Raw genomic sequence first — 12,455 nt, forward strand, 5'->3', positions numbered from 1 at the left:
GAATGACCTGTTTCGAGGTCAAGTTAAGGTGACGACAATGCCGGCGCCGTCTTTGAACTTCAGCTTGGAATCGGCCGCATCGACGAACAAAGATTGATTCGGCACTGACGACGACGCGCTGGCGATAAACGAAATATGCTCGCCGTACAGCGCCTTTGCGTTCACATAGCCGTTCTGCATCGTTTCCCGTCCCGAGCGGTCTCCTACGGACAACGAGCCTTGCCACGAAGCGACCATCAATGGCTTCAGCGTGCCGCCGGACATGGCATTGAACTGCAAATCTGCCTTCTCCGCCCCCGTCGTCGAGCTTCGTTGCAGTGCGACCACTTCGGCAAACAGCGTTTTCTGCGAAGTCGTATTGTGGGTGTACATCTGCAGTCCGAACGTCGCGGACGCTTTATCCCTTTTGTACGTATCCGTATAACGCGGGATGCCCGCCTCGACGACATCGCTCGTGTCCGGCGCCAGATTGACGATGAAATCGCCCGACTGGTTGAAGCCGAAATTATCGATCAGTTTGGAGCTTGTCGCCGCATTGTAAATGCCGTGCTTGTTTGCCGCCCCGTTAGGCACCGTCGAGCGGATCATATTTCCGGACACCAGATTTTGCGTGCCGGCCGAAATCGAGATGCCGCTGTACAACGAACCGTCGATATCCGCCCTTTTATTGGGAGACAAAATAAAATTGTTCTGAACGGCCGACTGGCTCAAATTGGCGAAGCGGATGCCGTCCTTCTTCGGAAAGGTGATGACGTTGCCGGCTATATAGCCGTTTTGCAGCACGGCCCCTTCCGCCACGATGCCGTATTCCATTTGCGGGATCGTATCGCTTACCGCTTTGCTCCAATTCAAATATTGGCTTGCAGCGAAAGTATTGTTGCAAATTTCGTACCCTTGCTGATATACGGTCTCCGCGCCCTGCGAATGAACGATGCGAATTCCGTCGGCATAGGCGCCATATACCTGATTGTCGTTAATCGAGCAACGGTCGACCGGTCCTTTGTAAAACCCTTTGCCAAAATCGGCCATATTGCCGATTACCTGATTGCCGTATGCCCGGATCGATGTGAACTCGATGCACCACGATTCCGCTCCCGGCGCGAGAGCGTACCCGCCTAGACCCATCGAGTGGAACCGGTTCTGAACGAACCGGTAGCCCCGGCATTCCGCGTTCGGGTATTGGTCTACGACGACCCCCTTCACGCTGCAATTGAAGATGTTATAGTTGAAAAAAGTGTTTCGGCCGACACAACGAACACACTCGTTCAGCTTGAAAAAGCCGCAGAACTGGATATCGCTGTCCAAGTTCGACAGCGTCTCCGCACCGGTCTCGTCAGAACGGTCGATCAAGATGCCGTTTACGGCAGGGATATACGGATTTTGCGTAATAACGCCGTCACCCTCCAGCTGGATGCCCTTCATACAGAATGAGTAATGTTTCACCCGGATGATCCAGGTACCGGGTACCGTGCATAATATCTTAGGCGTGTACTCCGCTTTGAAGTCCGAGAACAACGTCACCTCTGGCTGCCGGATCAGAAGCGATACGGCGATCCGATACGTCCCCTGTGGAAAATAAATGCTGCTGCGCGCGCCGCCGGCGTCAATCGCCGCCTGGATGGCGGGCCCGTCATCGTTGGAGCCGTCTCCCTTCGCCCCGAACCATCGCACATTAAGCGGTCCTGTAAACTGTCTCTTGAAGCGCGCTCCCGACACGGAAACGATGACCGTCCCGGTATTGTCGACGGAAACGGTATCGCTCGGATTGTACAAAAAGGGCCCTGCCGCACCGGCGTCCATGACATAATATATGCGATCGGCTTCCGGAACGGCCAAGGAGCGGAGCTCCGCGAGGCTGACGGACACAGCGCACTTCAACCCGTCTTCAGTCAACCCGCAGCCGTATACTTGCTCCATCACCGTCATCGCTCCCTCTCCCTGCACCACTCCGAGTGTTCCTCCGAGTACGCCTCCCACAGCCAAAGCCGCCCCGGTCATCCCGAGCGATGCCAGCATCGACCGTCTCGACATCAATGACGAGCCAGCTTCCTGCCATTCGGTGTCCTTTTCCGTGTTCCTTTTGTCGTCCGATCGATCAAGCATAGCGCTAACCTCCAACATTTTTTGGTATAATGGCTGAAAATGGACAAAATCCCTGGTGAACCGAGGTGCATTCCTTTGCTGCCACACGAACAATACAGCCGCAGAACGTTCGAGTTCCGCTACATGACCGCTTCCAGACTGAGTATGCGCTTGCACGGCATCGGCTGGCAATCTGTCACTTCCACGGATTACCATTACAACGGCCTCCGGCGGCCGGACGGCGAAGGCGCCATCTTCCAATTCACCTTGTCCGGACAAGGCGCGATCCGATACGGCAACCGGGAGTATCTCGTTCCGAAGCATTGCGCCTTCCTATGCACGCTGCCGAGCGATCATGTGTATTTCTTCGACGATGCCTTCGATCATTGGGAGTTTCTGTTCATCGCCGTTCGCGGCGACGATGCAATCCGCCATTGGCTGTCGCTCATTGACCGGTTCGGTCCGGTTATTCCGTTCGGCGACAAGCTTGACCCCATGCTGTGCGTAAGCAGGCTGTACTCGCAAATTTGTGGCGAGGCAAACCCGGACCGGTACGACGTCTCTGCCCAACTGTACCGGTTTATTCTGGAAATGGATCGGTTCGCCGATGGATACGACTCGGAGCCTTACCAAGACGGATCCGAGCCGCTGCAGAACGCCATCCGGTTCATTCAGTCCCAGTACGCCTCCCCGCTCTCACTGGACGATATCGCCGACGTAGCCGGGCTGTCCAAATCGCATTTCAGCCGCGTTTTTTTGCACAAGACCGGCATACAGCCGATGCAATATTTGCGTAAAATCCGCATCGAGAAAGCGTCCGCTCTGCTCGCCCAGACCCCGAAAACATTGGAGACGATCGCCAAGGAAACCGGATTCGACAACAGCAAATATCTGATCCGCGTGTTCAAGGCGCTCGTCGGCACGACCCCGAACCAATACCGGCAAACGAGCGGCTTTGGTGTGACGCGAACGTTGCGGATCGAGAGATAGCGCCGATAAGCCAGCTCATCAGCATGGCTTATCGGCCGACGGACTTCCTAAACGAACGTCGCTTGCGCCTACTTGCTCTTGTCCTTGGCCAGTTCCTGCTTAAGCTTCTCGTCAAGCTGCCTCAGGCCGGTATTCAAATCCACCTTGTTCGAGGCTACGTCATGGAACGTCTGGGCCATCGAGTCCTGCTGCACGACCGTCGGAACATCCGCGAGACCAGCTTTGCGCTTGGGCGAATAGGGCGCCCAATCCTGGTAATAGAACAGCGCCTTCATGTTCTTCTTTTGCAAATCGGCCCTGTCTTTGCCGAACGCCTCCCGGATGCTCTTGTTGGCAACGGTCGGCAGCATCCCTTTCTTGGCATCGGCCAGCTGCACTTCGTCCGACACCATCGCCATCATCACCTGGAACGCTTCATCCTTATGCTTGCTCGTCGCGGCGATGGACCAATAGAACGAGCCTCGCCATACCATCCGTTTCGGGGCGTCCTCGAGCGAAGGGTAAGAAACGATGTCCCAATCGATTTCCTCGGGGATCGGCAAATATTGGCTGTACTGATTCGCCTGCATGGCCACGTTGCCCTTCTTGAACGCATCGTTGATTTCTGCCGGACGGGTCGCCTCGATCTTGTTGTTAGGCAGCTCATAAAACCGCTTGAAGTTGTTGAACAACGGCTTCCACTTCTCCGGCTCGTACAGTTGTTCGGCACTCGGATCGAGAATCGGGTAGCCGTACGGATTATCCCGCAGCATTGCCATAATGTTGGCGCTGAAGCCGCGGAACACGCCCGAACCCTCCGATCGGCTCATCTTCTTCGCGAGTTCATATACCTCGTCCCAGCTCATCCCGTCCTTCGGATAAGCTACGCCGAACTTGTCGAACAAGCTTTTGTTGTACGTCAGCACCATCGGAAAATAGGGCGGGTAAGGCAGTCCGTAAAGCGCTCCGGTCCTACCGGCCTCGATCATTTCCTGAATAAAGGGAGCGTTGAAGCGGGAAAGATCATAATTGTGCTTTTTCACGAGCTCGTTCAAATCGGTTCCAAGCTTGAGGTCCAAGTAATTGTTTTTCAAATTCGGGATATCGGTCCGGATCATGTCCGGCGTTTCCCCGCGGGCGACCATCTCCGCCAATGAATTGCCTTGGGATTGAGGAATATACTTGAACGTGATGTGCGGGAATTTCTCCTCCAGAGTTTTCCGGTACCGCTGGTCGAACTCATTGTCCTGGGCCGTCCCGAATCCGAATACGGACAGTGTTATCGGTTCCTTCTTCACAGGCGCTTTCGGCGTCTGCTCCGCCGATCCGCCTTGCTGGGCATCGTTGTTTTGCCCGCCGCAGGCCGACAGGACTAGCAGCATCGCGCATAGCGGGGCCATTCTGGCATAAACGTTTTTCATTGCATGGACCTCCCTGTCTGTATGGTACAACCTTGCCTGTATAACGTTAGATTCAATGCTACGCCTCGAGCTTCACCTCCTCATACGCCCATTTTGGCAACGCTTTCATTTGAAACGAAGCGCTTTTCCATCTAACGCTTGTCCAGGTGTTCGGTTCAAAGCCGTCCCCCGCGTCGCAAATGAGCCCGTGCCTCAAGCTGATTCCCTTTCTTTTCTCGATCTCCCGCTCGCGAGCAGTGATGATTAAGATGATTATAAGCAATCCGGCTGCCGAACAAAATACGCTATTCTTTTGATTCCGGTATATAATCGTGCTGTCGATTGCGCAGGCAATAACATGCAGACGACCGCTTCCCTCCCGAAGGATGGAAACGGTCGCGTACCGAGAAAAAAGCAACGGAAGCTGTCCAAACTGGCGATCCCGTTACTCTCGCCTCTTCAAGCGCGACGCCGGAAACTCCCGCGTACTCGGAGATCCAAGTGGCTGCCCACTGCTATTCAACAGTTGTAGGAAACTGTCAAGGACATTCGAAGCCTGCAATGCTTTGCCGTTATTCCAGTGCTGCAATGCCTGTTGCATCATGTTAATAAGCTGCATGACCATCGAGGAGGGCAGTTTCCCGATTGAAGGTAACAGGTGATCAATTGCACAATCGCGGCTGGACTGATCGTCACATGGATTACATATGCGGCTTCCTTCCGATTGCCGGCCTGATCCACTACACTTACAACCACAGTATGGTTACCGAGATGATCCGCCCAATTGATCGTTTTCCCTGCCGTATTGGGGACGCCCTGGAGAGAACCGCATGATGAGACCCGGTACGAAGATCGGTTCCAAACGTCCCTTGACGACATCTACGAAACGGTTGATGTTGTTTTTGCCTCGTCTGCTCATCCATCCGCATCGCCCCGTATAAACGTCGCCCATATTCCCTTTTGTACCCGCCACCTTTTACGTCCGGCTTCCATCCAACCGCTCGATCACCGCGCGGATTCGCTTATCGTCGATTCGCCCGCATGTTCTCATGTCCTTTCTATGCCTTCCCCACTATGCATACGGCGATACTGCAGCGGCGACATATGGACCGTTTCCTTGAACACGCGGCCGAAATAAGCAATACTGTCATAGCCGACACTTTCGGCAATACGCAGCACTTTCCAGTTGGATTCCCGCAGCAGACGCTGTGCCTCCTTGATCCGGTTATGATTTAAATATTCGATAAACGAAAAACCGGAAATTTCTTTAAATACGCGGCTCAAGTAATAAGGGCTTAGATAGAACGATTGCGAGAGATGAGTCAGCGTCAGCGGCTCCGCATAATGGGTTTCGATGTAATTGGATATTTCCGCTATTTTCCGATGAAGCGGGGAATCGACGGGCGCTACGACCTCGACATATTTATCGATACAACGCGCCAGGTGGACGAGAAGCTCGACCGAAATCGCCTTCACGCATATTTCATAGCCGTCCGACTTATTTTTCATTTCAGCGATCGCCCGAAAGAAAAGCGACTCCGTATATTTGCGATCTTCTTCCTTCAGACGGAGAGTCGGGTTGTCGCCTTGAAACGGCTTAAGCAGATCCAGCTTCGATCCTTTGATCCACGAACGCTCCAGAAACGAATCGGTAAAATTCAAAACGATGCGTTGATGCTGCAGCGTGCCGGCAAACTGTGTCCGGTGCAGAACATATTTCGGAACAAATACAAGATCGCCCTGTTCAACCAAATATACGCGATCCTTAATAAAATACGAGCGTTGACCTTTTAACAAGTAGTACACCTCGTACTGATCATGCATATGACTCGTCATATTATACGGGCCGTTCTTATGCGAATAGGACAATACAAACTCTTCGTCGTAGTATCCGTAACGCTTGACAATATCCGTGCTTGATAAAGACAAAGCGTCCACCCCCGTCATCTGTCGGACTTATGCCCAAATTATATATCAATTGTCGCATGAAAGGATCGCAAAATCGGTTAAGAAAAAATAAATATTCGCAATTTTCTGTACAGATTCTGCATCCGGGATTAAGTTACGATTGCAGTAATCGGTCGCCCGCATGTCAAAATGGTTTCAGACAGTGGAGCGTCTGGAATAGCGGCCGAACATACAGGCGCAGGGAGAACGGAGCAACTCGGGAAAGCGTTTTCTCATTCGCCGATTGTGTATAATCAGAGGAACGACGAAACGGAGATGATGGGCAATCACTACTCGCATCTATGTAATTCGGCACGCTCAACCGGCGAGTCAGGAACCCGGATATGAGGGGGGGCCCAATCCGCCGCTGGGACAAAAGGGGTTGGCCCAAGCCATACAGGTCGGACGCCAGATGAAGCTTTGGGGCATCGATGTGATGTATTCCAGTTGCATGCAGCGAACATTGGAAACGGCCGGCGCGATATACGAAAGTACAAATGTCTCCTGGCACGTATGGCCCTCCTTGATCGAGACGGATCGCCGAGGCTGGCCCTCCATTCGGGAACGAATCTCCTCGGGCCAAAGCGTGGGGAGCTCCGCCGTCGACAGGCAGCGGCTCGACCACCCCAATCATCTTCCATTGGAGGCGCTGCGGCAACGATTCGGCTCATTTACGATCGACCCTCCCTCTCCGTGGCAGGAACAATGGTGGCTGCAGCTTGCTAACGAAACCCGCGAGCAGGCTTATGCCCGTGCCGACGAAACGCTCCATCATTTGCTGCAGCGGCATCGGGGCTCGAATGCTCGGATCGCCGTCGTCTGCCATAACGCTTTCGGCTCCGTGCTGCTGTCCCGACTCACGCTTACTCCGCCATGCGACCACGTCGTGTTCGGTCACGCGCACGCCGCCATATCGGCCGTCGACGTATTCGAGACCCACAACCAAATCAGGTTTACCAATTACGTCGGCCACCTTTCGCACGATGAGGTAACCGAAGGCGTCGATTTCGGACCTCTTCGTTAGTTTTCCAAAACCATATATAGCCAAGGGGGGACTCCTATGCGAGCCCATGCAAAATTATGTTCAGCGACCTTATGTATGCTGCTTGCCGCTTCGGCCGCTTTGTTAGGCTGCACGCAATCCGGCAAAGGGCAAAGCTCGAGCACCAATTCCGACGATGCGATCAGCACCGAGCCGGTCCGCCTCACTGTTTTCAAAGGGCAAGCCATATCGGACGACGAATGGGACCAATTGCTCGTTCAGCCGCTCAAAAAAAAATATCCCCATATTACGCTGGAGCCGCTAAGCGGAAATTTGGCCGACATTATCACCTCGGGCGTCGTTCCCGATCTGCTGACACAAGCCAACTCTTACGCCACCGACTTTATGGCGTACGATTTACTGATGGACATGACTCCGCTTCTGGTCAAGCATAAGATCGATCTAAAGCGTTACGACCCGGTTTACCTGGACGCCTTGCGAGTATTGTCCGCGAAAGGAGAGCTGTACGGCCTGCCCTATTCGGGCCAGTTCAATGCGCTTTATTACAACAAAGATTTGTTCGATCGGTTCGGCGTCAGCTATCCGAAGGACGGCATGACTTGGGACGACGCAATCGCTCTTGGAGAGAAAGTGACACGCAATGACGGGGGCACGCAATATGTAGGCTTAAGCTACGAGCATATTTCCCGCTTGTCCAACTCGCTGTCGCCCGATATTGTAGATATGAAGACGGAAAAAGCCAATGTCAACAATGAGTTATGGAAAAAGGTATTCGAATTGGCCAACCGCATCAATGCGATACCGGGCAATGTTACGACCAAAAACGATGAATTTATTAAAGAAAGAAGAGTAGCGATGTACGGCACCGTCAATTTGTTGACGAAATTGCCGGACGCGGTTACGAATGGACTGAGAGTCGGCATCGCCCAATACCCGAGCTACAAAGAGCAGCCGAACGTATACGGCAGCGTGGATGCGCACTACATTATGATCTCCAAGCAAAGCAAGCATAAAGACCAAGCGATGCAGGTCATCGATCTGCTCATGTCCGACGAAGTGCAGCGCATCTCCACCCGCAAGTTCGCCCGCTTGTCCCCGCTCCAAGACAACGAGCTGAAAAAACAGTTGGCGGCCGACATCAAGGCGTTCGAGGGAATCAATATCAGCTCGATATTCAAAAGCAAACCTGCTCCCGCCCCGGCCTTCTCTAAGCATTACCGGGAAGCGAGAAAAATATTGGAAGCCAAGTTCGTCGATTACAACACCGGACAGAAGGATGTCAATACCACATTGAGGGAAATAGACGAGGCAATCAACAAGCTGATCGGCAATGCGAAATAATCATAACCGTCGGCTACGGCTCACTGCGATGATCCGGCTGCGAATCGGGAGGAAACCGGCTTGAAGGCGCTGCTCATATCGGATGTTCACGCCAATATATATGCACTCGAAGCGATTTGGAACGTGGAAAGCGACAGCGAAGTCGTCTATTGCGCGGGCGATCTGGTCGACTATGGCCCCTTTCCCTCCGAGGTGATCGGCTGGATGCGCGAGCACCGGGCAATTTGCGTGCAGGGCAATCACGACAAGGATGTCGTGGATGCTTATCGCAAGCCCGAATCGTTCGGGAGCCTCCCCGCCAATCAAATGCAGTGGAAGCATTGTAATGCAAGTCAGCTGGGGGAAGACGACGTCCTGTTCCTGGAGGCATTGCCCGGATCGGTAGCATTCGAGATGGATCGCATCGGGTACAGCCTGCAGCATATGTATAGCGGCTATGATACCATTGCGAGCTTACCGCAGTTCACGCAATTTTGGCGGCGGCAAACGGAGGGGAACGTTCGGGATGCGTCCTGCAGACGGCTTATTTTCGGTCATACGCACCGGAGATGCGTTCATTTGCTCAGCGACCGGGATTTGTGGATGAATTCGGGAAGCGTGTCGTACCGCAGAACGGACGATCCTTCCAAGGAAGCCCACTATATCACGATTACCGATGGCCGCATCGAGCTCAAAAATGTCGATTATGACCGTTCGCCGTTGCTTAGGGCGGTCAAAGCCTTATCGTTAAGCGAGCCCGAGATGGCGGTGGCGTTCAGGTTTTTTGGATGATGCCGAATGTTGGGTAAAAACTACGATCGCCTAATCCGCATTACAACCTGGAGGCCCCTTGTGAAGCGGGTGCCACGTGCTGCCGTCAATAGAGGAACTATATTCCGTTATTGTCCCGAATTCCGTTATACTCTCGAAGATAACGGAACAGACTTCCGTTATATCGATCTCTCGGGGTGAACATGTCCGAGAACAGCGGAATAGCGGAACGGTTTTCCGTTATGTTGCCATCAAAACGAGTGATCGAATCAATAGCATACGCCAGTTCCGCTATTTTTTTGGATTCACGGCCCCGCAAGGCGCCGGCAAGGAAGCCGCCCGTCACCGATTATGCGGTACATTGCACACCGGTACGCGAATGATGCTAATCGTATAAAAAAAACCGCTTACCACACTTCATGTGCAGTAAGCGGTTTTTTGTCGCGTCAGGCTCCGTTCTGTTCGAAGATCGGCCGGCCGTTTAGTCCAGACGAACTTCGCGGCCGGACTGCGCCGATTCATAGATCGCGCTCAAAATTTTGATCATGTCCACGCCCTGCTCCGGTACGAAGATCGGTTCTGCGCGTCTCTTGACGACATCTACGAAATGGTTGATATTGTTTTTATGTCCGCCCGAATCTTTCGGAAGCTGTGGAACGATGTTGCATAGCGTGCCGTCGATTTCGGTAAACAGCTTCAAATCGTCATTGAACAGACTGAAGCCGGCTTTCGTGCCGCGAAGCTCGACGAAACGTCCTTCCGTCTCGACGTTGGACGCCCAGCTGAATTCGATTTGCAGCGAAGCCCCGTTCTCGAAGCGGATAAAGCCCGTAGCCAAATCCTCAACGTCGAACGTGCCGTCGGCTTGCTTGTTGCCAAACGAGCTGTGTTCGGAATCGGACAAATCGTTGCCCGCAAATTTCGTATACACGGAGCCGCTGACGGCAACCGGCTTCGGATTGCCCATGATCCAGATCGCAAGATCGATCATATGTACGCCCAGGTCGATGAGCGGACCGCCGCCCGACAGCTCCTTCGTCGTGAACCATCCGCCTTTCCCCGGGATGCCGCGTCTGCGGAGCCATCCGCAACGACCCGTGTACACGTCGCCCATATTACCTTTTTCCACATACGATTTCAAAAATTGCGACACCGGACGATAGCGGTTGTTGCGCATCACCATAAGCACCTTGTCGTTCGCTCTGGCCGCGTCCGCCATCTTGATCGCTTCGACCGGATTGATCGCGTCCGGCTTCTCGCAGAACACGTGCTTGCCTGCTTGCAGCGCAGCCACGGAAACCTCGGAATGATACAAATTCGGCGTACATACGTTAACGACATCGACATCGTCGCGCGCCAATATTTCGCGGTAATCCTCGTAAACGTCCTTGATGCCGTGCTCGTCGGCGATTTTTTGCGCTCCCGGCCGATAGGCGTCGCATACGGCAACGATTTCCGCCTCCGGATGCGCAAGCCATGCCGGCAAATGAATGCTTCTGAAAATATTGCCCGTTCCTACGGCGGCTACCCGCAATTTACTCATAGTTGTTACCTCCGACAGCAATGTTGGTTATCGCTTCCATTATGATTGCTTGTCCATTCGATGACAAGCCGTACGCGTCCGGCTTCATCATTTCTTCACACGGGCCCGCAACGATTCGCGAATACGCCGCTTACGCCGATGTTTCTTTCGTTACGCCATGGGGCATGGCCGGATGTATCCGTCGTCTTTTACGTCCGGCTTCCATCCAACCGCTCGATCACCGCGCGGATTCGCACATCTTCGGCCCCCGTCGTATGCAGCCGATTCAGCAGCTCCGTCTGGAACGTGCCGGGACGATCCGGTCCCGAGCTGTCGACCGCGAGTTCGGCCGCTACTCCGTAAAAGGCCAATGCGCTTACGGCCGCGGCCACGGCATCCGGCTCCACCGCCGCAAAAGCGCCGATTACGCTCGTCAGCAGGCAGCCCGTGCCCGTGACGGCGGTGAGCAGCGGCGTTCCGTTGCTGACCCGGTACGTTACGCTGCCGTCGCTCACGTAATCGTGCCTTCCGGTGACGACCGCGATCGTTCCCAGCCGCTGCGCCGCCAAACGGGCCAGCTCGGCCGCATCGCTCCCGGGCGTCTCGCCGGCATCCACGCCTTTAATCTCCCCATGCTCGCCGATGACGTTGGCGATCTCGGCCGCGTTGCCTCTGATTGCATATAACCGGACTTCCCGCAAAATGCGCCGCACCGCCTCCGTACGGTAAGGAGTCGCCCCCGCGCCGACCGGGTCCAGCAGCACCGGAACGCCATGCGCGTTGGCCGATCGGCCTGCCACGATAATCGATTCGATCACCGACTCATCCAACGTCCCGATATTCGCCACGAGCGCTCCGGCGATGCGCGCCATGTCGGCGGCTTCCTCCCGCGCGTAGGCCATTACCGGGGACGCGCCCAAAGCGAGCAGCCCGTTGGCCGTAAAATTGGTGACAACCACATTCGTAATGTTATACACGAGCGGCTTCTTCTCCCGCACCCGGTTCACCAGGGCCAGGCTTGTCTCCACATTCATTCGTATTCCTCCTTCAAGAAGGAGAAGTCCGTCTGCGACAAAAACACACCAAGCCGCAAGCAAAGTATGTTCGCATCCGCTTCTCCCTGCGCCGGCATAATCCAACAGGTTCAAATGGTTAACGGCGGATCGGCCGTACTCTCGGTCCGGTTCTTTTCGCACCGTGCGCCGGGAACTGCGCGCGGCGCGAAAAGAGTTTTCGGACATCCGTGATCGTATTCGTTCGGTTCCATGATACGCTACCGGTTCCGGCACGGTCAATACGTGTCGGGAGATGCAGGACTATCGCATTAATGCCATTTATGCACATTCGTACTGGTTGGAGCACATTAGCGTAGTTGCCCAATGCGGAAGCCGGGCTGCTCCATGCGGAAGCCGGGCTGCCCCATGCGGAAGCCGGGCTGCCC

General features: G+C 54.3%; 10 protein-coding genes. 4 read left to right on the forward strand and 6 right to left on the reverse strand.

The annotated features are described in order from the left end of the window. Positions 1 to 18: 18 nt before the first annotated feature. Positions 19 to 2,103 (reverse strand): right-handed parallel beta-helix repeat-containing protein, encoded by a 2,085-nt coding sequence (locus FE784_RS37310; RefSeq protein ID WP_176706795.1) that lies wholly within the window; start codon positions 2,101 to 2,103, stop codon positions 19 to 21. Between the two features lie 75 nt (positions 2,104 to 2,178). Between FE784_RS37310 and FE784_RS37315 the strand changes: the two genes are divergently transcribed. Next, positions 2,179 to 3,072, forward strand: coding sequence for a helix-turn-helix domain-containing protein (locus tag FE784_RS37315; RefSeq protein WP_176706796.1), 894 nt, complete (start codon positions 2,179 to 2,181; stop codon positions 3,070 to 3,072). Positions 3,073 to 3,140: 68 nt separating this feature from the next. Here the strand turns inward: FE784_RS37315 and FE784_RS37320 are convergent, their stop codons facing one another. The 3 genes from FE784_RS37320 to FE784_RS37325 form a co-directional block, all read right to left on the reverse strand. Beyond that, positions 3,141 to 4,472, reverse strand: a complete 1,332-nt coding sequence (locus tag FE784_RS37320; RefSeq protein ID WP_139607366.1) for an ABC transporter substrate-binding protein — start codon at positions 4,470 to 4,472, stop codon at positions 3,141 to 3,143. A 424-nt stretch (positions 4,473 to 4,896) separates the two neighbouring features. Then, positions 4,897 to 5,160, reverse strand: a complete 264-nt coding sequence (locus tag FE784_RS43050) for an FIMAH domain-containing protein (protein WP_425465594.1) — start codon at positions 5,158 to 5,160, stop codon at positions 4,897 to 4,899. A gap of 338 nt (positions 5,161 to 5,498) precedes the next feature. Further along, positions 5,499 to 6,380, reverse strand: coding sequence for an AraC family transcriptional regulator (locus tag FE784_RS37325; protein WP_176706797.1), 882 nt, complete (start codon positions 6,378 to 6,380; stop codon positions 5,499 to 5,501). Between the two features lie 325 nt (positions 6,381 to 6,705). On the opposite strand from FE784_RS37325, the gene FE784_RS37330 reads away from it, so the two are divergent. Genes FE784_RS37330 through FE784_RS37340 form a run of 3 tightly spaced genes read left to right on the forward strand, consistent with a single transcriptional unit; the run spans position 6,706 to position 9,513 of the window. Continuing rightward, a complete protein-coding gene (locus FE784_RS37330; RefSeq protein ID WP_246132361.1) occupies positions 6,706 to 7,422 on the forward strand; it encodes a histidine phosphatase family protein in 717 nt (238 codons plus the stop codon). 36 nt (positions 7,423 to 7,458) lie between these two features. Beyond that, positions 7,459 to 8,742 (forward strand): ABC transporter substrate-binding protein, encoded by a 1,284-nt coding sequence (locus FE784_RS37335; RefSeq protein WP_139607369.1) that lies wholly within the window; start codon positions 7,459 to 7,461, stop codon positions 8,740 to 8,742. A 60-nt stretch (positions 8,743 to 8,802) separates the two neighbouring features. Next, the gene (locus tag FE784_RS37340; protein ID WP_139607370.1) at positions 8,803 to 9,513 is read left to right on the forward strand and encodes a metallophosphoesterase family protein; all 711 of its coding nucleotides are present in this window, start codon (positions 8,803 to 8,805) and stop codon (positions 9,511 to 9,513) included. 460 nt (positions 9,514 to 9,973) lie between these two features. Here FE784_RS37340 and FE784_RS37345 read toward each other — a convergent pair whose 3' ends face one another. Beyond that, on the reverse strand, positions 9,974 to 11,035 hold the full coding sequence (locus FE784_RS37345; protein WP_139607371.1) for a Gfo/Idh/MocA family protein: 1,062 nt from the start codon (positions 11,033 to 11,035) through the stop codon (positions 9,974 to 9,976). Between the two features lie 188 nt (positions 11,036 to 11,223). After that, complete coding sequence (gene thiM, locus FE784_RS37350) at positions 11,224 to 12,048, reverse strand: hydroxyethylthiazole kinase (RefSeq protein WP_139607372.1); 825 nt, start codon at positions 12,046 to 12,048, stop codon at positions 11,224 to 11,226. Between the last annotated feature and the right edge of the window lie 407 nt (positions 12,049 to 12,455).

It is taken from the genome of Paenibacillus hemerocallicola, from assembly GCF_006265175.1.
GTDB classification, from domain to species: Bacteria; Bacillota; Bacilli; order Paenibacillales; family NBRC-103111; genus Paenibacillus_AB; species Paenibacillus_AB hemerocallicola.

What these genes read in the sequence shown, in the direction of transcription:
- thiM (WP_139607372.1), bottom strand. Translation starts at nt 12,048, where the DNA reads ATGAATGTGGAGACAAGCCTGGCCCTGGTGAACCGGGTGCGGGAGAAG.
- FE784_RS37345 (WP_139607371.1), bottom strand. Translation starts at nt 11,035, where the DNA reads ATGAGTAAATTGCGGGTAGCCGCCGTAGGAACGGGCAATATTTTCAGA.
- FE784_RS37335 (WP_139607369.1), top strand. Translation starts at nt 7,459, where the DNA reads ATGCGAGCCCATGCAAAATTATGTTCAGCGACCTTATGTATGCTGCTT.
- FE784_RS37310 (WP_176706795.1), bottom strand. Translation starts at nt 2,103, where the DNA reads ATGCTTGATCGATCGGACGACAAAAGGAACACGGAAAAGGACACCGAA.
- FE784_RS37320 (WP_139607366.1), bottom strand. Translation starts at nt 4,472, where the DNA reads ATGAAAAACGTTTATGCCAGAATGGCCCCGCTATGCGCGATGCTGCTA.